Source organism: Paeniglutamicibacter sulfureus (assembly GCF_030512175.1).
In the GTDB taxonomy this organism is placed as follows: domain Bacteria; phylum Actinomycetota; class Actinomycetes; order Actinomycetales; family Micrococcaceae; genus Paeniglutamicibacter; species Paeniglutamicibacter sulfureus.
Genome location: NZ_JAULBL010000001.1, coordinates 51,336 through 72,203, shown reverse-complemented (window position 1 = coordinate 72,203; position 20,868 = coordinate 51,336). Strand labels below are relative to the sequence as shown.

General features: G+C 66.2%; 14 protein-coding genes. 12 read left to right on the top strand and 2 right to left on the bottom strand.

Annotated features, from left to right (window positions below; translation table 11 throughout):
• Positions 1-56 precede the first annotated feature (56 nt).
• From mtrA to secA, 7 genes are all read left to right on the top strand, one after another.
• Positions 57-734 carry an MtrAB system response regulator MtrA gene (gene mtrA, locus Q2T94_RS00295; protein ID WP_264270707.1) on the top strand — a complete coding sequence of 226 codons (678 nt, stop codon included), beginning with the start codon at positions 57-59 and terminating at the stop codon, positions 732-734.
• Between the two features lie 20 nt (positions 735-754).
• Positions 755-2,566, top strand: coding sequence for an MtrAB system histidine kinase MtrB (gene mtrB / locus Q2T94_RS00290; protein ID WP_436836799.1), 1,812 nt, complete (start codon positions 755-757; stop codon positions 2,564-2,566).
• Positions 2,559-4,274, top strand: a complete 1,716-nt coding sequence (locus tag Q2T94_RS00285) for an LpqB family beta-propeller domain-containing protein (protein WP_302262460.1) — start codon at positions 2,559-2,561, stop codon at positions 4,272-4,274. Before mtrB ends, Q2T94_RS00285 begins: the two co-directional genes overlap by 8 nt.
• A 67-nt stretch (positions 4,275-4,341) precedes the next feature.
• Positions 4,342-5,235 carry a ComF family protein gene (locus Q2T94_RS00280; protein ID WP_302262459.1) on the top strand — a complete coding sequence of 298 codons (894 nt, stop codon included), beginning with the start codon at positions 4,342-4,344 and terminating at the stop codon, positions 5,233-5,235.
• 151 nt (positions 5,236-5,386) lie between these two features.
• Positions 5,387-6,103, top strand: coding sequence for a ribosome hibernation-promoting factor, HPF/YfiA family (gene hpf, locus Q2T94_RS00275; RefSeq protein ID WP_264270704.1), 717 nt, complete (start codon positions 5,387-5,389; stop codon positions 6,101-6,103).
• A gap of 24 nt (positions 6,104-6,127) precedes the next feature.
• The gene (locus tag Q2T94_RS00270; protein ID WP_302262458.1) at positions 6,128-7,348 is read left to right on the top strand and encodes a winged helix-turn-helix domain-containing protein; all 1,221 of its coding nucleotides are present in this window, start codon (positions 6,128-6,130) and stop codon (positions 7,346-7,348) included.
• Between the two features lie 77 nt (positions 7,349-7,425).
• Positions 7,426-10,146, top strand: coding sequence for a preprotein translocase subunit SecA (gene secA, locus Q2T94_RS00265; RefSeq protein ID WP_302262457.1), 2,721 nt, complete (start codon positions 7,426-7,428; stop codon positions 10,144-10,146).
• Here the strand turns inward: secA and Q2T94_RS00260 are convergent.
• On the bottom strand, positions 10,143-10,826 hold the full coding sequence (locus tag Q2T94_RS00260; protein WP_302262456.1) for an Rv3235 family protein: 684 nt from the start codon (positions 10,824-10,826) through the stop codon (positions 10,143-10,145). The genes secA and Q2T94_RS00260 overlap by 4 nt on opposite strands.
• A gap of 53 nt (positions 10,827-10,879) precedes the next feature.
• Positions 10,880-11,668 (bottom strand): LysM peptidoglycan-binding domain-containing protein, encoded by a 789-nt coding sequence (locus tag Q2T94_RS00255; protein WP_302262455.1) that lies wholly within the window; start codon positions 11,666-11,668, stop codon positions 10,880-10,882.
• 120 nt (positions 11,669-11,788) lie between these two features.
• On the opposite strand from Q2T94_RS00255, the gene Q2T94_RS00250 reads away from it, so the two are divergent.
• The 5 genes from Q2T94_RS00250 to Q2T94_RS00230 all read left to right on the top strand — a co-directional run bounded on the left by Q2T94_RS00250 (position 11,789) and on the right by Q2T94_RS00230 (position 20,829).
• Complete coding sequence (locus Q2T94_RS00250) at positions 11,789-12,334, top strand: hypothetical protein (RefSeq protein WP_302262454.1); 546 nt, start codon at positions 11,789-11,791, stop codon at positions 12,332-12,334.
• A 193-nt stretch (positions 12,335-12,527) separates the two neighbouring features.
• Positions 12,528-13,184 (top strand): SAF domain-containing protein, encoded by a 657-nt coding sequence (locus tag Q2T94_RS00245; RefSeq protein WP_264270698.1) that lies wholly within the window; start codon positions 12,528-12,530, stop codon positions 13,182-13,184.
• Positions 13,181-14,431 carry a CpaE/TadZ family protein gene (locus tag Q2T94_RS00240; RefSeq protein ID WP_302262453.1) on the top strand — a complete coding sequence of 417 codons (1,251 nt, stop codon included), beginning with the start codon at positions 13,181-13,183 and terminating at the stop codon, positions 14,429-14,431. The genes Q2T94_RS00245 and Q2T94_RS00240 overlap by 4 nt, the downstream gene beginning before the upstream one ends.
• A 107-nt stretch (positions 14,432-14,538) precedes the next feature.
• Positions 14,539-19,353 carry an NAD-glutamate dehydrogenase gene (locus Q2T94_RS00235; protein WP_302262452.1) on the top strand — a complete coding sequence of 1,605 codons (4,815 nt, stop codon included), beginning with the start codon at positions 14,539-14,541 and terminating at the stop codon, positions 19,351-19,353.
• A gap of 3 nt (positions 19,354-19,356) precedes the next feature.
• Positions 19,357-20,829, top strand: a complete 1,473-nt coding sequence (locus tag Q2T94_RS00230; RefSeq protein ID WP_264270695.1) for a sensor histidine kinase — start codon at positions 19,357-19,359, stop codon at positions 20,827-20,829.
• Positions 20,830-20,868 lie beyond the last annotated feature (39 nt).

Here is a 20,868-nt window from a genome sequence, read left to right as displayed (position 1 = left end):
GTATCCGGGCGCATGCTTTTCGCGGCGTCCAGCGCAAGGCTACGGAAGGGCAGATTATGAAGGCACGCATCCTGGTTGTCGACGACGACGAGGCGCTGGCCGAAATGATCGGCATCGTGTTGCAGAACGACGGGTTCGAGGCCGTGTTCTGCTACGACGGTGCCAAGGCATTGGGTGTTTTCCGCGAGGTCAAGCCCGACCTGGTGCTGCTTGACCTGATGCTTCCCGGGTTGGACGGCATAGAGGTCTGCAAGCTGATCCGCGCCGAGGACGACGTTCCCATCGTGATGCTGACCGCCAAGTCGGACACCGCCGACGTGGTCCGCGGCCTGGAATCCGGTGCCGACGACTACGTCCCCAAGCCCTTCAAGCCGGCCGAACTCGTCGCCCGCGTGCGCGCACGATTGCGCCCCGGCGAACAACATGCCCCCGAGACCCTGAAGATCGGCGACCTGAGCATCGACGTCGCCGGCCACCGCGTCACCCGCGCGGGGGATCCCATCGGCCTGACGCCGCTGGAGTTCGACCTGCTGGTCGCCTTGGCCCGCAAGCCGTGGCAGGTGTTTACCCGTGAGCAGCTGCTTGAACAGGTGTGGGGCTACCGCCACGCCGCCGACACCCGCCTGGTCAATGTGCATGTGCAGCGCCTGCGCTCGAAGGTCGAGCTCGACCCCGAAAACCCGGGCGTCGTGCTGACCGTTCGCGGCGTGGGCTACAAGGCGGGACAGGCCTGAGGCAGGAGGTGGCGGAAAGCATGGACTCCGTCGAGCCGGTGCGACCCGCACCCGCAACCCCGGCGCAACCTGCCCGGGCGACATCCTGGATCCGCCGCGCGCTGGCTGCGCTGGTGCGCACGCGCAACACCATGCGTTCGCGCTGGACCCGCTCGCTGCTCTTCAGGACGGTCACCTCCGCGATGCTGCTCAGCGCCGTGGCCATGCTGGGCGCCGGGGCTTTCCTGTCCAACCAGATCGCCACCGGCCTGTTCCAGGAGCGCTTCAACCAGGTCGAGTCCGAATCCCTGCGCGGGTTGAACCAGGTGCGCGCAATCTTCGACTCCGCGGCCACCACCGACCGCTCCAGCACGCACTCCCTGGTGACCAGCACGCTGAAGATCCTCGAGGGCGAGACGGCCCTGGTGCCGCGCGACTTCGTGCTGGTCCCGCTGCCCGGTGCCGACGACCTCTACGTGGGCCCCACCGCCAGCGGCAACCTGACCTCCCGCATCGTCCCGGAGGCGATGGCCGCCCAAGTCCAGGAGTCCAACGCGACCTACTGGCAGTCCATCGAGGTCAACGCCGGGGACAGCGCCGGGCCGGGCCTGATCTTCGGCACCAAGGTGACCCTGCCCCCGGGCCGCGAATACGGCCTCTACCTGGTCTACGATCTCTCCAGCGTGCAGGACACCCTCGACTTCATCAACCGGGCCATGGGCCTGATCGGCGGACTGCTGCTGCTGGTGGTCGGAGGAATCACCTGGTACGTGACCCGCGCCGTGGTGCGCCCCGTGGCGGCCGCCGCGCAGGTTTCCGAGAAGCTTGCCGCCGGGCAGCTCCAAGAACGCATGGTCGTCTCCGGCGAGGACGAGATCGCGCGGCTGGGAAACTCGTTCAACCACATGGCAGCGTCACTGCAGGACCAGATCAACCAGTTGGCCACGCTCTCGCAGATGCAGCAGCGCTTCGTCTCCGACGTTTCCCACGAGCTGCGCACCCCGCTGACGACGGTGCGGATGGCCGCCGAGGTGCTTCACGATGCGCGCGAGGACTTCGACCCCATCAACAAGAGAAGCGCGGAGCTGCTCTACAACCAGGTCGAGCGCTTCCAGATCCTGCTCAACGACCTGTTGGAGGTCTCGCGCTTCGACGCCGGGGTTGCGGTTCTCGATGCTGAGCCCACCGACCTGGTCTCCGTGGCCCGGCGCGTGATCGACGCCGCCACCCCGCACGCCGACGCCATGGGCTCGGTGCTGCGCCTGGGCACCCCGACCGGGGGAGCGGTGGCGGAAATGGATGCGCGGCGCATCGAGCGCGTGGTGCGCAACCTGGTGATGAACGCCGTGGAACACGGCGAGGGCAACCCCATCGACATCACGGTGGGCGGGAACGCCAACGCGGTGGCCATCACGGTGCGCGACCGCGGCATCGGCATGAGCCAGGAGTCCGCCGGCCGGGTCTTTGACAGGTTCTGGCGTGCCGACCCCGCCCGCGCCCGCACCACCGGGGGGTCGGGGCTGGGCCTGTCCATCGCGATGGAGGATACCCGCCTGCATGAGGGCAGGCTCGAGACCTGGGGGGAGCGCGGCGTGGGATCGTGTTTCCGGCTGACCCTGCCGCGGATCCTGGGCAACCAGATCGTCGCCTCGCCGCTGCCGCTGGAACCCATCGTACTGGCGGACGCGGTACTGGACGACGGCATGGTCGTCTCCTTCCCGTTGACCGGCGAAATCCCCGCCATCGGCTTCAAGCCGGCACCGCCGCTGATCCCCGAGGAAACCCCGGGCAGCGACGCGGATGTCCAGGGCACCCCCGCGCGCACCTCAGGAAGGCACCACCCGCATGACTAGGAAACGTCCCTCGACCGCCTCGCTCCTGGCCGTGCTGCTGGGCGTGGTGCTGGTGCTCACCGGTTGCTCGGAGATCCCGCGCAATTCGCCGGTGCAGTCCATCGCCCTGGACGGGAACAACAACGAGGAGGGCGGGGACGTGCAGTTCACGGCCCCGGGCCCGACGGAGGGGGACGGCCCGCGCGAAATCGTCGAGGACTTCATCCAGGCCGGCGTCGCATCGCAGGACGACTACAAGGTCGCCCGCGAATACCTGACCCCGAAGCAGTCAGGTGTCTGGAAGGGGTCGGTGCGGTCCCTGGTCTACGATGACCGCCCGTCGGTGATCCCCGGGTCCAACCCCAACACCTACACCATCCAGCTGGAGCTCGTCTCGGAGATCGACGAGGCGGGCATCATGACCGAAATGCCGCCGCACACCACCCGGGCGCTTGACGTGTCGCTGGAAAAGGTCGACGGGCAGTGGCGCATTTCGCAGCTGCCCGACGGCATCATGCTGGACACCGCCAACTTCGCCCACGTCTTCTCCCCGCAGACGCTGTACTTCTACGACGTCACCTTCGCATACGCCGTGCCCGACGTACGCTGGTTCCCGAACCGCACGGGCGTGGCGGCCGCCATGGTCGAGGCACTGCTGGCGGGCCCCTCCGAGTACCTGGAAAACGCGGTGGTCTCCGCCTTCCCCGGAGGAAGCAGCCTGGTCCGTTCCTCGGTGCCCATCGAATCACAGCGGGCCACGGTGGACCTTGGCTCGGCCACGTTCCTGGAATCCACCGAGCTTTCGCGGCAGCTGATGCAACAGCAGCTTGAGCTGACCCTCGGAGGGCTGGGCAGCGTGCGCTCGGTGGTGATGAGCGATGAGCAATCCGAGATAAAGATCGGAGCCAAGGACCCGGAGTTCGAGGTCGCGGAAGTCAATCCCGCCGTTCCCGACACGCAGATCGGGGTCGTCGACGATGCGCTGTACTACCTCAAGGGCAGGTCCCTGCGGTTGGTCGGCGGCATCGGAGACATTGCCGGATACCAGCCGCGGCTGCCGGCCATGAGCCCGTTGGGGAACCGCTATGCGTTCCTGAACGGATCCCTCACCTCCCTTATCGTCGTCGACGAGGAAGGCCGCAGTTCCGTGGTCGCCACCGGCGAAGACCTGGTGCGGCCCTCCATGGACGCCCACGGGTGGACCTGGACCGTGGACAACTCCTCGGCCACCAGCGTGCTGGCGGTGCCCGCCGACCCGACCGTGAACGGGAAGGTACGCCCCATCACCGCCGACGGCCTCACCGATGCCAACGTTTCCTCGCTGCGCGTTTCGCGCGACGGCACGCGCGCGTTGATCGTCTCAAGCAAGGACGGCCAGACCAGCGTGGCAATCGCCGGGATCCTGCGGGATGCTGACGGCGCACCGCGCGGCTTTGCGCCGCCGAAAAACATCTATCCCGACGTACCTGCGACGCAGGCGGTGTGGAATTCGGATGTCTCGGTGATTGTCTCTTCCGCCAGCACCACCGAAAGGGTCACGGCCGAGGAGATCAGCCTCACCGGCACCCGGGTCAAGTACCTGCCGCTGCTGGGGATGGTCGGCCTGTCCGCCGGGCCCGGGGATCGCCGCCCCGTCTACGCCGAGACGAATGACGAAATCTACTCGCGCGTGGGCAGCTCCTGGCATGAAATGGAAGACATGGTGCGGGACCTGTCCTACCCCGGCTGATTTGTGCGGGGACGGGATGGTCCACAGCACGTGGCCTGCGCGTCCCCGGCACGGAACATGAGGGGTCATGCTGGAAGGCATGAAGGACCGGAAGCGAAATGATGCCGACGCCATTTTCAAGCAGGCACGTCCCGTCGCCGGCGCACCGGCGCGGACCCTGCTTGGGCGTGTCGATGCCTGGTGGGCGCACGGTGCCGCGTACGCCGTGCGCTCGGCAATGCAAGGCACTGCGGCACTGCTGCTACCGGTGGATTGCGTCTGCTGCCGGCGTCCGGACTCCGTGCTGTGCACCCCCTGCGCCAAGGCCATGCGCACCGCCTGCCTCCGCCCCCGGAGGGTCGAGCACAGCGCCGAGTCGCTGCCGCTGAATCACCGCAACGAGCCGCTGCCGGTGGTGGCGGCGGGCGCCTACGAACACGAGCTGGCCGCCGTCATCCTGGCCTTCAAGAACCGTCAGATGCCGGGCCTTGTCGGAATGCTGGTGCCGCCGCTGGCCCGCGCCGTAAAGTCCGCCATCGACACGCTTGTTGAACCCGGAGCGCCCGTGGTGCTGGTGCCGGTGCCCACCCGCCTGCAGGCGCGCAACCGGCGCGGTTATTTCCCGGTGGGCCTGTTGCTGGGCCGGCTGCGAAGAACGCGGGTGCTCCCGGATCGGGTGCTGGTCGCCGGGCTGGTGCGCTACCGGGCGACGCGGCAATTCACCTCGGCGCAGAAGGGCAAGGGGCGACGCGCCCGGGGCGCAGTGCGGAATTCGATGTGCGCGGGCGGAGGCGGATTGCCCGCCCGCCTCGCCGTCTTGGGCGCCCGGGTTCTGCTCGTGGACGATGTGCTGACCACCGGATCGACGCTTGCCGAGGCGAAACGCGTGTTGGCCGAGGCGGGGCTGCAGGTGTGCGGTGCAGTTGTCCTGGCGGCGACTCCGGCACCCGATGAAAAACGCGGTGTTCGCTCAACGCGATGAAGTAATAATCCGTACATCCTTGATTATCCTTCCATCTGTCATAGGGTGAGGTATGGGCACCCCGCAAGGGGAAAAGAACCCATCTTCAGCGACCGAAAGGAGTGAATTCCTCGGTCGCTGATGTGTCACCTGAGCAATGATGGAGGACACCATGGAGATGACGATCAACGGACGCAATGTCAGTGTTACGGATCGGTTCCGCGAGTACGTCGACGAGAAGATTGACAAGGTCGACCAGCTTGCGACGAAGATCCAGCGCTTGGACATCAAGGTCACCAAGGAGCAACACGCCCGCAACGCGGACACTGCTCTGACCGTCGAATTGACGGTCCTGGGCCGTGGCCCCGCGATCCGCGCCGAGGCCAAGGCAGCGGACAAGTTCGCCGCCTTTGACACCGCGTTTGCAAAGCTTTTGGAGCGTTTGCGCAAGGCCCGGGATCGTCGCAAGATCCACCACGGACGCCAGACCCCGACGGCCGTCCACCAGGCCACCAGCAACCTGGAGCCGGCCAACAGCACGCTTCCGCTGCACGAATCGACGCGCCTGGCCCAGCAGGAAGAAGAAGCCCGGCTGGCCGCGGAAGCCGACCAAAACGGCGCACCACCCATTGAAATCCGGCGCAAGGTCTTCCCTGCGGAAACCATGAGCGTCGATGACGCGGTTGACCGCATGGAAATGATCGGCCACCCCTTCTACCTCTTCGTGGACGCGGCAACCGGGGCACACTCGGTCGTGTACGCCCGCAAGGGCAAGGGCACCCAGCAGTACTCCTACGGCACCATCACCCTGGATCCGGACGCCACCGACGAGGCGACCCTGGAGACCCGCCGATACCGCGACCCGGAACCGGCAACGGCCAACGCCTAGCATCACGGGACCTACGATGGGTTCATGAGCAGGATTCTTTCCGCATCGCAGGCCCGCCGCATTGCATTGGCAGCCCAAGGGCTGCATCGGGTCCGGCCCACCGCACCGATCAACCTCGGTGCGGTGGGCCGGACCTTTGCGCGTCTGGAACTGATCCAGATCGACTCGGTCAACGTCCTGGCCCGCGCACAGTACCTGCCGATCTTTTCGCGGCTGGGCCCTTACGCCCCGGACCTTCTGGACAGGCTCGCGGTGAGACACCCGCGGAAGGTCGTTGAATACTGGGCGCATGAGGCCTCCCTGGTGCGCAGCGAGCATTTCCACGACCTCGTGCCGTGGCAGCAACGCTCCTGGCCCGGAAGCATGAAGACCATCGACGAAGAGGGGCGAGTGCTGGCGCACCGGATCCTGGAGTTGCTCGCGCAGGGACCGGCGCTGACAGCCCGGGAAGTCGCCGCCGAACTCGGCCATGAACATGTCAAGGACCAGGAATCCTGGGGTTGGAACTGGTCCGCGGTCAAGCGCGCCCTGGAGGCGTTGTTTGCGGAGGGTATGATCAGCACCGAGGGCCGCAACGGTGCCTTTGAACGCCGCTACACCTCACTGCACCAGGTGTTTCCCGAATCCCGGGCACCCGCGACGGAGCAGGAACGCCGACGTGGGATGGAACGGCTGCTGCTGGCTTCCGCCAAGGCGCACGGGGTGGGCAGCATGCACTGCCTGGCCGACTATTTCCGGTTGCCGCTGCGGCAAAGCGCCGTGGCGCTTGAAGACCTGGCCGGGCGCGGTGCGCTGGAACGCGTGGGCGTCCAGGGGCTGAAGGACGCATTCTATGTGCTGCCCGGCACCGTCGTTCCGAGGGCGGCGACCGGCCGGGCCCTGTTGGGACCTTTTGACTCGATGGTGTTCAACCGCCGACGCATCGAAAAGCTGTTCGGGTTCACCTACCGCCTGGAGATCTACACGCCCGAGGCCAAGCGTGTCTACGGATACTACGTCCTGCCGTTCCTGCTGGGAGAGCATCTGGTTGCCCGGGTCGATTTGAAGGCGGACCGGGCAAACAAGCTGCTCTTGGTCCGCGGGGCCTTCGCCGAGCCCGGCGCGCCAGCGCAGACCGCGGACGAGCTTGCAGCCGAATTGCGGCTCATGGCCCGGTGGTTGGGGCTCGATGGAGTGGTGGTTTCGGCACGGGGGAATCTGGCAGCAGCCTTGGAGTTTTCACTTAGCTCGCCCGATTTCAGCTAAAAGCCACAGGTGAGAGCATTCCCTCACGTAGACTAAACACGCCAGAATTCCTGTGCTTGAGATTTGGGAGCTGCCTCGTGGCATCACTGCTTGAACGTATCCTGCGTACCGGCGACAAGAAAACGCTGAAGACGTTGCGAGGGTACGCTGACGCCATCAACGTGCTTGATAGCGAATTCCGTGCCCTGTCCGATGCGGAGCTGCGTGGTGAAACCGACAAATTCAGGGCGCGCATCGCCGACGGCGAGTCCCTCGACCACCTGTTGCCCGAGGCGTTTGCCGCAGTCCGTGAGGCCGCCGACCGAACCTTGGGCATGCGCCACTTCGACGTCCAGCTCATGGGCGGCGCAGCCTTGCATCTGGGCAACATTGCCGAAATGAAGACCGGTGAGGGCAAGACCCTTGTCGCCACGGCGCCGGCTTACCTCAATGCCCTGAGCGGCAAGGGCGTCCACGTGGTCACCGTCAACGACTTCCTGGCCGAATACCAGTCGGATCTCATGGGACGGGTCTACCGCTTCCTGGGGTTGACCAACGGCTGCATCCTGTCCAATCAGGACCCGGCAATGCGCCGCAAGCAGTACGAAGCCGACATCACCTACGGCACGAACAATGAGTTCGGATTCGATTACCTGCGCGACAACATGGCCTGGAGCTCCGACGAGCTCGTCCAGCGCACCCACAACTTCGCCATCGTCGATGAGGTCGACTCGATCCTCATCGACGAGGCACGTACACCGCTGATCATTTCCGGGCAGGCCTCGGGCGACGTGAACCGTTGGTACACCGAATTCGCCAAGCTCGTCACCCGGCTGTCCCTCGACGTCGACTACGAGGTCGATGAGAAGAAGCGCACCATCGGCGTGCTGGAACCGGGCATCGAAAAGGTTGAGGATTACCTGGGCATCCACAACCTCTACGAGGCCTCCAACACCCCGCTGATCGGGTTCCTGAACAACGCGATCAAGGCCAAGGAACTGTTCAAGAACGACAAGGACTACGTCGTGATCAACGGCGAGGTCATGATCGTCGACGAGCACACGGGTCGTTCGCTTGCAGGACGCCGCTACTCCGAGGGCATGCACCAGGCCATTGAGGCGAAGGAAGGGGTGGAGATCAAGGCCGAGAACCAGACGATGGCGACCGTGACCTTGCAGAACTACTTCCGTCTCTACGAAAAGCTTGCCGGCATGACCGGTACGGCCCAGACCGAGGCCGCGGAATTCATGGGCACCTACAAGCTCGGCGTGGTGGAGATTCCCACCAACAAGCAACTGCTGCGCAAGGACCAGGCCGACCTGATCTACAAGAACGAGATCGCAAAGTTCGACGCGGTCGTCCAGGACATCGCCGAACGGCACGCCACCGGGCAGCCGGTGCTCGTGGGCACCACCAGCGTTGAAAAGAGCGAGTATCTGGCGCGGCTGTTGGCCAAGCAGGGAATCCGCCACGAGGTCCTGAATGCCAAACAGCATGCCCGTGAAGCCGCGATCGTTGCGCAGGCGGGCAAGAAGGGCGCGGTCACCGTCGCCACCAACATGGCCGGACGCGGCACCGACATCATGCTTGGCGGCAATGCCGAGTTCCTGGCCGTCGCGGAGATGGAACGCCGTGGGCTGGATCCGGAGACGAACTCCGAGGAATACGAACGCGTCTGGGACGACGTCTTTGCCGGTGCCAAGGAGCAAGTGCAGGCCGAGGCCCAGGAAGTCACCGACGCCGGCGGACTCTATGTGCTGGGCACCGAACGCCACGAATCCCGCCGCATCGACAATCAGCTGCGCGGCCGTTCCGGGCGCCAGGGCGACCCCGGCGAGTCGCGTTTCTACCTGTCGATGACCGATGAGTTGATGCGCCGCTTCAATGCCGGCGCTGCCCAGCGGATCATGAACAACCCCTCGATGCCCGACGACGTGGCACTGGAATCCAAGATCGTTTCCAAGGCCATCGAGACTGCGCAGGCCCAGGTGGAAGGCACCAACGCCGAGCAGCGCAAGAACGTGCTGAAGTACGACGACGTGATGAACCGCCAGCGCGAGGCCATCTATGGCGACCGCCGGCGCATCCTCGAGGGCGGGGACCTGCATGAAAAGGTTGCGCACTTCCTCGAAGACGTGGTCAAGGCCATGGTCAGCGAGTCCACCGGCGAGGGCCATGCCGAGGACTGGGACCTGAAGCGGCTCTGGGCGAACCTCAAGCAGCTCTACCCGATTTCCATCACCCTGGAAGAGGTCGCCGAGGAGGCCGGGCACCACGACGCCATCACCCCCGCACTGCTCGAACGGGAAATCCTCTCCGATGCCCGCTTGCAGTACGCGGCACGCGAGGAGGCCGTCGGCCACGAAAACATGCGAGAGCTCGAACGACGTGTGGTGCTTTCCGTCATTGGCCGCAAGTGGCAGGAACACCTCTACGAGATGGATTATCTCAAGGAGGGCATCGGCCTGCGTGCGATGGCCCAGCGCGATCCGTTGGTTGAGTACCAGCGCGAAGGCTTCCTGATGTTCCAGACCATGATGGAGTCCATCCGCGAGGAAAGCATCGGCATGCTCTTCAACATCGAGGTTGAAACCCGGCAGACACCTGCGGTTTCGCTGCCAGGTGTCACCGATGCCCGTTCCATGACCAACGAACCGGTCCTGAGCACCCCGGGGCTCGAAGCCCCGGCGCGCCCGTCCACCCTGCGCTACACGGCCCCGGAGGAGAGCGGCGAGGCGGCCACGCACATCGAGCGCACGCCAGGTGCCGAGGCCACGAAGCCGGCCGGCGGCAAGAAGAAAAAGGGCAAGCGCCGCTAACCGATTTCGAGGGCGGTAACCTGCCAGCGTCCGTGCCACCGCTCTATTCGTAGGGCGGTGGCACGGACTTTTTGCATGTCCCGCAGGATCACTGCGGCCTCGAAGACCAGCGGCAGGACCTGGGTGATGCGCATGCGCATGACCCGCGGATTGGAGTACGTGCAGTCAGCGGGGTCTGGCCGGTGAATCGCACCCAGACGCATGTGCTGCTCCAGCTTGTCCAGGCAATTCGGGCTCAGGGCATGGTGAAGTTGGCGCACGGGACGGGCACCTGCCAGCACTTCCAGGACCGCAGGTGCCGCCGCATGGACGACTGCCGCCACGGATTCTTCCAGGCCCAACAGTGCGTTGGTGGGTGGGAAAAGCTGTTCGAGCACCACTCTTACCGCAGGGTTCGGGGTCCGTGCCGGATAATCCTCCTCGGACTCGCAACCCAATTCCGCGGGGGAGTTCGCTTGGCGATCTTCGGAGGACACCCCGCCGCGCGGCGGTGACTCGGGACCCGGCTCGGGGCTGAGGCATCGCCGGGGACGAGATCCGGCTCCAGCGCGCAGAGCTTCGGGGAACCGCCTGACCTCGATGGGCGGTGTCGTTGCATTGCCCGGCGTTGCAAACACGTTCTCGTGCAAGAGCAGCGGCTCGGCGTTTGTTGTGGAAGGCGTAATCGCTGTGGTGGTCATAAGGGGCTCCTGGTGTGCGGGCAAGTTGTCGGTAGGGGTGGCGAACCTGCAGGTCAGGATCGCAGTGATGCGCTTAGGGGTGCCTGAAGCACCATGCCGATGTAAAGCTTGTTGGGGTCCGGGCCAATGAGCTGGCGGTTGGCCTCGTACCAGCGCGGCCAGGATGCGGATATTTCCTCGGCGCTGGCACCTTCCGGCAGGTTTCGGGCGGCGATGGACCAGAGGCTGTCGCCGGGGCTTACCACCACTTCAGTGGCGGGGCGCGTGTTGCCGCCCCCGACGAGCCGTTGCATCTGCAACGGGACCCGGTGGGGAATCCATCCAGGGCTGAGCAGCTCTGTTTCGCCGGGCGGGACAACCGCTTCGGGCGGCAACTTCACGGCCTCGTGGACAGGGAGTGTCCCGGGGGAAGTCTCCGGCCGCATTTGCGGCAGTGCGGGGGCTTCAGCGGCAATGGCGGTGGCGGCACCGGCAGGTCCGGCTGCGAGGGAGCACGTCGCCAGCACCAGCGATCCACCCAGGCCCGCAAGTGCCAGCCGGGCAACGAATGCGGGGACGATTCCGGCCAGGATCGCTGCTTGGCGCCGGTGGCCGCAGGCATATGCCAGACGGGCCACGAGTGCCAGTCCGAGGCAGACCAGCAGCCAGGCGAGCACCAGCCCGCCCAGAAGGCCCAGGACGAATCCGGTGAGTTGTTCCAGCGACGTCGCATCGAGCGTCGTCCCGGTGAAGGAACGCGCATCCAGGGAGCGCCAGATTCCCGCACTTGCCCCAAGCATGCCCAGTGACAGGCAGGAAATGCCGGCGAGGGACAGCGTATCGCGGACGCCTTGGGTGAACATGCCGATCTCCTTAGGTGTTATTTGATGTCATTTGATGTTGTTTGTAAAAGAATGATGGCACTTCGTGATGGAGGAAGCTAGGGGGTAGGCGGAAAACTTTTGAGCATCTAGGGTGTGCTCATGAGATGGGAAGCGCTCTTCGCAGATCTTGAAGCGGAATTCGGGGCCGAGGCTGCCCGGGAGCAGAACAGCGAGATCCAGGAATTCGTGCGGATCGAGCGTGCACGGCAGTCCTTGATGCAGCGGCTGGCCCGGCACGTGGGCACCCGCATTGACGTGCAGCTGCTGGGGGCCGAACGCATCGGTGGACGCCTGGCCGGAATCGGCAAGGACTGGCTGATGCTCCAGCACGAAGGTAGCGAGGAACTGATCCCCGTCCAGGCGGTGGCCTGGTGGGCGGCACTCGAGGCGGGAAGCGCGCCCGAGCCGGGGGAGCGGAGGGTCAGGTTCTCCCAGGCCCTTCGCGTGCTGGTGCGCGACCGGGCCCGGGTCAGCGTCGGCGGGATTGACGGCCAGCTTCTGGCCAGCGGCACCCTGGACCAGGTGGGTCAGGACTTCCTCGAGGTGGCACTGCATGCCCGGGACGAGTTTCGCCGGCCCGGCGCGCTGTTGGGCAGGACCGTGATTCCATTCGCCGCGCTGGCCAGGGTGCGCCGCGAGGGCTGAGCGACCGGCCGCCAGTTATCCACATTGTTACGCGGCCTGCTGTTCACCGGTCGCCGCCGCGGCGTAGGGTGGCCCACAAGGACCGGAAAGGGACCAGTGGTCCCGGGGTTGGAGCATTCCATCCATCGTGCGCACCGGACAACGGACCGATGTCAGCGCACGGGGAGATGGGCGGCGGAGGGTGCAGTGGGACATGGACAAGGCACACGATCAGGTTTCCGCTGCGGCGGGCCGGCTGGGCAGACCGAGCTGGAAGGATCCCCGGTTGTTGCTCGGCATTCTCATCGTGCTGGCTTCCAGCGTGGGGGTTGTTGCCCTGACCAGCTCGATGGACCGCACGACGCCCATGTACTCGGCCAAGTCGGACATCTCGCTGGGCGAGGAAATCACCGCTGACAAGCTCCACGTGGTCAACGTGAAGCTGGACGCGCTGGAAGCTGGCTACGTGCCGGCGGATCCTGGAATGTTGTCCGGGACGCGGGCCAACTCCCTGATCCGCGCCGGGCAGCTGCTTCCGCGCAGCGCGCTCGGGCTGAACGACGGCACCAACCGCCGCCCGGTCTCCATCGACTTGCCCGACGCCCTGCCTTCGGCCATCACCGCCGGTGCACATGTCGATGTCTGGGTGTCACTGAAGGACCGCTCGGCCAACGCCTATTCGCCACCCACCCTGCTGCTGCCCGCCGCGGAAGTGACGGCACGCACCGAACGCGCCACCGGATTCGGCGGCACCGCCGGGACCTTGGTCGAGATCCTGGTGGTGGACACCGGGTTGGCGGACCTGCTCGAGGCCATGGCCAACGATGCCCGCATCACAGTGGTCTTCAATCCAGGAGCCAGTGCCTCATGAACATTTCCGTGGTGGTGCACGGGGACGACGGTGTCGTGGTGGACAAGCTGGAAAGCCACCGCGGCGTCCTCACGGTTGCCCGCAGTTGTGCGGAAATAGCCGAAGTGATCGCGCTGTGCGAAACCGGGCTCGCCGATGCGGTCATCCTGGCCGGTCCGGCGGAAGAGGTGGATACGCAGGACATCGATTCCATGATCGAGCGCGGCGTTCCGGTGGTGGTGCTCTGCGACGACGTTGCACAGGGCCAGCGGTTGCGTGCCGCCGGTGCCTACATGTCGCCAACCGGAACGCCGGCGGCGGAACTGGGCATCCTGGTCACCCGCGCCCGTGCCGAGCTTGGGCACCGCGAGCGCGGACCCGACCCTGCCCACGCCGGCGAACCGGCGAACGGGACGACGGGGAAGCGCGCCCGCGTCGTGGTCTTCTGGGGTCCGGTCGGGTCTCCTGGCCGCTCCCTGGTGGCGTTGAACTACGCGGTTGAATGTGCCTTGGGCGACGAGGACGTGGTGCTGCTGGACGCCGACACCTACGGAGCGTCCCAGGCGGTGCAGTTGGGCCTGCTCGACGAGGCAGCGGGCATAGCCCAGATTTGCCGCACCGTGGATTCGGGCAGGTTCGATGCGACGAAGCTGGAGCGAATCTGTGCGCCAGTGGTGATTGCCGGTGCCCGTATGCGCGTCGCCACCGGGCTGCCGCGGGCCAGCCGGTGGCCCGAGCTGCGCCCGACCGCGCTGCGCCGGGCGGTGCTTGCCCTGCAGGAAGGCTGCGACACCATCGTCGTCGACGTCGCGGCTCCGCTGGAACTCGACGAGGAACTGTCCTTCGACACCGCTGCCCCGCAACGCAATGGCGTCACCGCGGCGATGCTGCGCGTTGCCGATGAAATTTACGCCGTCGGCGCGGCCGACAGCATCGGTGTGCCCAGACTGATCCGGGCGCTGGAGGAATTGCACGAGGTGCTGGGGGAGCTGGAGATGAAAGTGGTCTTCAACAAGGTCTCCGCGGCCAATGTCGGCGCCTCGCCGCGCCAGGCCCTTGCCGAGACATGGGAGCGCTTCGGACCCGAGATCCCCGTCGCGGCCTACCTGCCGCACGACGCCGCGGCGGTCGACGCCGCCCTGCTGGCAGACAGCGCCCTAGCAGAAATCGCCCCGCATTCCGGACTCCGCGTGGCGATCGCAGGCCTGGCAGGGCGTCGAATTAGGGCCAAAACGCCGCTTCTGCGCAGATTTACCCCCTCGATGTGACGTCCGTAACCCGGCGGGATAGTGTTGTAACACAAGCGTTGCGCAATGGAGCGAAACGCACACTCGATATCCACGGAGGCGTTCTTTTGAACACGTCGGAGTCCAGCATGTCCGAAACTTTCATCGCTGAGACACTTACGCCCGATTTGGTAAACACTTACTACGGGCAGTTGGCACAAGAGGACGAAGCGGGCTATTCGCCGCAGCAGCTCGAAGCCCGGGTGGCTGCCCACCTTGACGTGGGGTGGCAGCGGGCGGCCAAGACCGCCGGTGTTGCTGTCACCCGGCACGGCGCGACCACCATGGTCTACGTGGTCACCGACGACATGCCGTTCCTGGTCGACTCGGTCACCGCCGAGATCGTGCGGCAAAAGATCGCCATCAACGTGGTCGTTCACCCCACCTTCCTGGTGACGCGCGATGCATCCGACGGACACATCACCACCCTCCATACCGTTTCCGCCAACAGCCACCTGGCCAGTGGCGACACTGCGGCAATGCCGTCGATCTCCGCGCTGGTCGCCGAAAACAGCGACACCGCCATCGAATCGTGGATTTCCGTTGAACTGGGCGGGGACCCGAGCGACGAGGCCGTCTCCGACCTGGTCGCCGGGCTCGAACGGATCCTGAAGGACGTGCGTGCGGCCGTTGAGGACTGGGTTCCGATGCGCAACAAGGTGCACGAGATCGCCGATTCGCTGGCCAACGTCACCGGCGCCGAGGACATCGCGGACCTGAACGCGGCCGTGGACCTGCTGCACTGGCTCGACGACGGCAACTTCACCTTCCTGGGTTACCGCGAATACGACCTGATCACCGAGAACAACGAAGACGTGTTGCGCCTGCAGGTCGAGTCCGGCCTGGGGCTGATGCGCAACGCGGTACCTGCAAGCGGCCTCCAGCACCTGACCAAGCGCGGCCGTGCCATGGCCCGCGACAAGCGCGCCTTGGTGATCACCAAGGCCAACTCCCGTTCCACCGTGCACCGCGGGATCTACTTGGACTACGTGGGCGTCAAGCGCTTTGACGCCGAGGGCAACGTCAACGGCGAACGCCGTTTCATCGGCCTCTTCGCCTCCAGCGTCTACACCTCCTCGGTACGCAGCGTCCCGGTGGTCCGCGAGAAGGTCGAGGCAGTGCTCAAGCGCGCCGGCTTCGCCCCCGACTCGCATTCCGGCAAGGACATCGTCACGATCCTGGAGACCTACCCGCGCGACGAGCTCTTCCAGATCTCAGTGGAGGACCTCACGCACACCGTGCTGGGCATCCTGCGCCTACAGGAACGCCGCCGCACTTCGCTCTTCCTGCGCCCCGACGTCTACGGGCGCTTCATGTCGGCACTGGTGTACCTGCCTCGTGACAGGTACACCACCGGCGTCCGCCTGCGCATCGAGAAGGAGCTGACAGCGGCGTTCAACGCCGAGTCAATGGACTTCGAGGTCCGCATGAGCGAATCCTCGCTGGTCCGGCTGTTCTACCGGATCCGCCTGCAGCGCCACGGGCTGACCCCGGTGGTGGACCGCGCGGCGCTGGAAACCCGCCTCGTTGCCGCCGTTCGCTCGTGGTCCGAGGGAATCGCCGTGGCAGCCAACGAGCGCTACGGACCCGAGCAAGGCACCGAGCTGGCCGCCCACTGGGCCGAGGCCTTCCCCGCCGCGTACCGCGTCGAGTACGAGGTCGAGGACGCCCTGGTGGACATCGAGCGCTTCGGGCTATACGAAAAGCCCGGCCACACCGGGCCGGTGGTGAAGTTCTTCGTCCCCGAGGAGGACGAGGACTCGGAGATCAACGCGCGGATGAAGCTCTACCTCACCGCGCCGCTCTCGCTCTCGAAGATCCTGCCGGTGCTGCAGAACCTGGGCCTTGAGGTCATCGACGAACGCCCCTTCGCCGTTACCCCTTCCCGCGCCGAGGACCGCTACCTCTACGATCTGGGCCTGAAGTTCCCGGCCGGAATCGACCCGCTGGCCGCCGAGCCGCTGCTCGCCCAGGCCTACGGCGCCGTCGTCACCGGCGAGGCCGAGTCCGACCACATGAACCGCCTGGTGCTGCTCGAGGGCGTGTCCTGGAGGCAGGTCGCGCTGCTGCGCGCTTACTCGAGGTACCTGCACCAGCTGGGCGTCTCCAACTCGTACACCTTCATGTCCGACGCACTGGTCGGCAACCCGGAGGTCACCCACGGAATCATCGCGCTCTTTGAAGGCACCTTCAATCCTGCCCTTGGCGCCGAGGAATCCGCCCGGGAGATCGAGGCTGCCCACGCGGTGCTTGCCGAGGCCCTGGAAAAGGTGCCGACGCTGGATGCCGACAAGCTGCTGCGCCGCTTCGTGAACCTCATCGAGGCCACGCTGCGCACCAACTACTACACCGACCCGGCCGCGCTGGCCTTCAAGCTCATGCCCGGGAAGATCACCGACGCACCGTTCCCGCGGCCCAAGTACGAGATCTGGGTCTGCTCCCCGCGCCTCGAAGGCGTGCACCTGCGCTTCGGCGAGGTTGCCCGCGGCGGGCTGCGTTGGAGCGACCGACGCGAGGACTTCCGCACCGAGGTGCTGGGCCTGGTCAAGGCCCAGATGGTGAAGAACGCCGTGATCGTGCCCACCGGCGCCAAGGGCGGTTTCTATGCGAAGCAACTGCCCAACCCCGCCGAGGACCGCAACGCCTGGCTGGAAGAGGGAAAGGCCGCCTACCGCACCTTCATCCGTTCGCTGCTGGAAATCACCGACAACCTCGTGGTGGACGAAAACGGCGAACGGGTCGTACCGCCGGCCAACGTGGTGCGTCTTGACGGGGACGACACCTACCTGGTGGTCGCCGCCGACAAGGGCACCGCAGCCTTCTCCGACATCGCCAACGCGATCTCCGCCGAGCGCGGCCACTGGCTGGGCGACGCCTTCGCCTCCGGCGGCTCGGTGGGCTACGACCACAAGGCCATGGGCATCACCGCCCGCGGTGCCTGGGAATCGGTCAAGCGCCACTTCACCGAGTTCGGCGTCGACACCCAGACACAGGAATTCACCGCCGTCGGCGTGGGCGACATGTCAGGGGACGTGTTCGGCAACGGACTGTTGCGCACCCGCACGGTCAAGCTGCTGGCGGCCTTCGACCACCGCGACATCTTCCTGGACCCGCACCCGGAGCCGGGTGCCTCCTTCGACGAACGGGCGCGGCTCTTCGAACTGCCCCGTTCCTCCTGGGCCGACTACAACAAGGAATTGATATCCGCCGGCGGCGGGGTGTACTCCCGGGCCCTGAAGTCCATCCCGATTTCCCCCGAGGTGCGCGAGGCCCTGGGCCTGGGCACCACGGTCAGCTCCATGGCACCGAACGAGTTGCTCAAGGCCATCCTCGGCGCTCCCGTCGACCTGCTCTACAACGGCGGCATCGGGACCTACGTCAAGGCTTCCGGCGAATCGCACGCGGAGGTCGGGGACCGCGCCAACGACGCGATCCGGGTGGACGGGGCGCAGGTCCGGGCCCGCGTCATCGGCGAGGGCGGCAACCTGGGCATGACCCAGCGCGGCCGCATCGAGGCGGCGCTTCACGGGGTCATCCTGAACACCGACGCCATCGACAACTCCGCCGGCGTGGACTGCTCTGACCACGAGGTCAACATCAAGATCTTCGTTGACCGCATGGTCGTCGCCGGGAAGCTGGCGGCCTCGGAGCGCGCCGACTTCCTGCAGTCGATGACCGACGAGGTCGCCCGCCTGGTGCTGAAGACCAACTTCGACCAGAACGTCATGCTGCTCAACGACAAGCAGGAGCTGGCAGCCATGTCCCCGGCCTACGAACGGCTGATGGATTGGCTGGAAGAACACGCGGAGCTGGACCGGGACCTGGAGTTCCTGCCCTCTGCGGCGGTGCTCGAGGAACGTCTGGCCGCCGGCGGCTCGCTGACCACCCCTGAGCTGTCGGTGCTGGTGGCGTACGCGAAGATCCAGCTGGCAGGCGCGCTGGCCGCCAGTGACCTGCCCGATGACCCGTACTTCGCCGCCACCCTGCGCAACTACTTCCCGGCACAGCTGGCCGAGCGCTTCGGCGCGGAGCTGGCGAACCACCCGCTGCGCCGGGAAATCATCGCCACCGTGGTGGCAAACGACATGGTCAACATCGGCGGCACCACCTACGCGTTCCGGGTCATGGAGGAGACCGGTGCCAGCGAGGCGCAGGTTGCCAAGGCCTTCGTGGCCTTGCGCGAGATCTACTCCTTCGATGATGAGATCGGGGCGATCAACGCGCTGCCGGCATCCTTCGACGCCCAGCACTGGTGCCGGCTGCACTTGGATATGCGCCGGCTGCTGGATAGGGCCACTCGTTGGTTCATCCACCATGTGGACCGCGACGAGCCGGTCGACGGCGCCATTGCGTCGCTGGCCCCCACCGTGCGGTCGCTGCGCCCGGTGGTCGGTTCGCTGCTGCGCGGGGCAGATGCCGAGCGCGTGGCCAGGTGGAAGGCCGAGGGAAAGGGCTGGGGGCTCGACGACGCCCTGGCGACCCGCTGGGCCGGTCAGTTCGAGACCTTCGTGTTGCTGGACATTGCCGCCCAGGCCAAGCGCAGCGGTACAGACGCGGTCGAGCTGGCCAAGGTGTACTACGTGCTCTACGACCGCTTCGGCGTTGACTCGCTGCTCGAGCGAATCACCGCGTTGCCGCGCGACGACAGGTGGAAGGCGCTGGCCCGCGCGGCCCTGCGAGACGACCTGTACTCGACGATCATCGACTTCACCCGCGACGTCGTGGCGGCCACGGACGGAACCGAAACCGACCCCGCGGCGCGCGTGAGTCAGTGGTTGGAAGCGAACGCGGCTAATCTTGATCGTGCACAGAACATGTTCGCGGAAGTGAACCGGCTGGAACGCGATGACATGGCGTCCTTGTCGGTGGCTTTGCGGCTGTTGCGTTCCATCGTACGGAGGTAATCCTTGGCCATCTTCACGGACCAAATTCGAGAGTCGGCCGATTTTGGTCCTGGGGATGAGGATTGGATCCACCTCCTGGTGGGGGACTGGCAACTCATCGCGGACCTGGCGTTCGCAGACCTGGTGCTGTGGTTTCCGGTGGAGGGCACGTACAAGGCCCTGGCCCATGTGCGTCCCTCCACCTCGCACACCGTCTTCCACACCGACTTCGTGGGCGAACGGATCCGCAAGGACCTCAAGCCGCTGGTCGAGCAGGCCTGGCGGACCCAGGACATCGTGCGCTCCGATGCCGGCGCGCCCTCGGCGGGGGAGCACTCGATGCTCATCGAGACTGTTCCCCTGGTCCGCAACGGGCGCACCCTTGCGGTGCTTTCCGTGCACTTCGACCTCGCCGGATCGCGCATGCCCTCGCGGCTCGAGCTGACCTACAAGCAATGCGCCGAAGACTTGCTGCGGATGTGCACCCGCGGGCTGTGGCCCGACTTCGCCACGCCCACCGGGTCCCGGCGCGGAGCCCCGCGCGTGGGCGACGGATTCATCCGCCTGGATGCCGACGCCGTGGTCCAGTACGCCAGCCCGAACGCCGTCTCGGCCTACCGCCGTTTGGGGGCGGCCGCAACGCTCGAGGGCAAGTCGCTATCGGAGGCGACGATGTCCCTGGTCAGTGACCGCCGGCTGATCGACGAGTCGCTCCCGCTGGTGGTTTCGGGCAAGATGCCCTGGCGCACCGAGATCGAGTCGATGGGAGTGACACTGTCGCTGCGGTCGATCCCGCTGCGCAACGCCAAGGGGCGCTACGGCGCGCTGGTGCTGTGCCGCGACGTGAGCGAGCTGCGCCGCCGCGAGAAGGAACTGGTGTCCAAGGACGCCACGATCCGCGAGATCCACCACCGGGTGAAAAACAACCTGCAGACCGTCGCCGCGCTGCTGCGCATGCAGTCGCGCCGGATGAAGTCGGAGGAGGGCCGCCAGGGCCTGGACCAGGCCATGCGCCGGGTTGCCACGATCGCCGCGGTGCACGAGACCCTCTCGCAGGGGTTGAGCGAGAACGTGGACTTTGACGAGTTGATTGACAGGCAGTTCCGGCTGATCGTGGAAATCGCGTCGCCGGGCCAGAAGGTCAAGACCGAGCGGACCGGGGCCTTCGGGCAGCTGCCCGCGGAGTTGGCGACCCCGCTCTCGCTGGTCATCAACGAACTGGTCACCAATGCCGTGGAGCACGGACTGGCCGAGCGCGACGGCACCGTGGTGTTGGACGCCGGACGCCGGCGCAACGCCGTGGGCGCGGACATCCTGAGGGTAGCCATCAGCGACGACGGGGTGGGTCTGCCTCCCGAACCCCGCACGGAGGGCCTCGGGCTGCAGATTGTGCGGACGCTGGTCACCAGCGAGCTCAGCGGCAACATCCACTGGGAGGACCGCACAGGGTCCGGCACCCGTGTCGTCCTCGAACTACCGGTCGCAGCCAGGCGCTAAGCGCGGCACGGGCACGGCAAAAGACGGGTGTGGCCCGGT

Coding starts and splice junctions, on each gene's coding strand:
- Q2T94_RS00280 (WP_302262459.1), top strand. CDS start 4,342: ATGCTGGAAGGCATGAAGGACCGGAAGCGAAATGATGCCGACGCCATT.
- Q2T94_RS00250 (WP_302262454.1), top strand. CDS start 11,789: ATGAGATGGGAAGCGCTCTTCGCAGATCTTGAAGCGGAATTCGGGGCC.
- Q2T94_RS00270 (WP_302262458.1), top strand. CDS start 6,128: ATGAGCAGGATTCTTTCCGCATCGCAGGCCCGCCGCATTGCATTGGCA.
- Q2T94_RS00260 (WP_302262456.1), bottom strand. CDS start 10,826: ATGACCACCACAGCGATTACGCCTTCCACAACAAACGCCGAGCCGCTG.
- mtrB (WP_436836799.1), top strand. CDS start 755: ATGGACTCCGTCGAGCCGGTGCGACCCGCACCCGCAACCCCGGCGCAA.
- mtrA (WP_264270707.1), top strand. CDS start 57: ATGAAGGCACGCATCCTGGTTGTCGACGACGACGAGGCGCTGGCCGAA.
- Q2T94_RS00235 (WP_302262452.1), top strand. CDS start 14,539: ATGTCCGAAACTTTCATCGCTGAGACACTTACGCCCGATTTGGTAAAC.
- Q2T94_RS00285 (WP_302262460.1), top strand. CDS start 2,559: ATGACTAGGAAACGTCCCTCGACCGCCTCGCTCCTGGCCGTGCTGCTG.
- Q2T94_RS00245 (WP_264270698.1), top strand. CDS start 12,528: ATGGACAAGGCACACGATCAGGTTTCCGCTGCGGCGGGCCGGCTGGGC.
- Q2T94_RS00240 (WP_302262453.1), top strand. CDS start 13,181: ATGAACATTTCCGTGGTGGTGCACGGGGACGACGGTGTCGTGGTGGAC.
- hpf (WP_264270704.1), top strand. CDS start 5,387: ATGGAGATGACGATCAACGGACGCAATGTCAGTGTTACGGATCGGTTC.
- Q2T94_RS00255 (WP_302262455.1), bottom strand. CDS start 11,668: ATGTTCACCCAAGGCGTCCGCGATACGCTGTCCCTCGCCGGCATTTCC.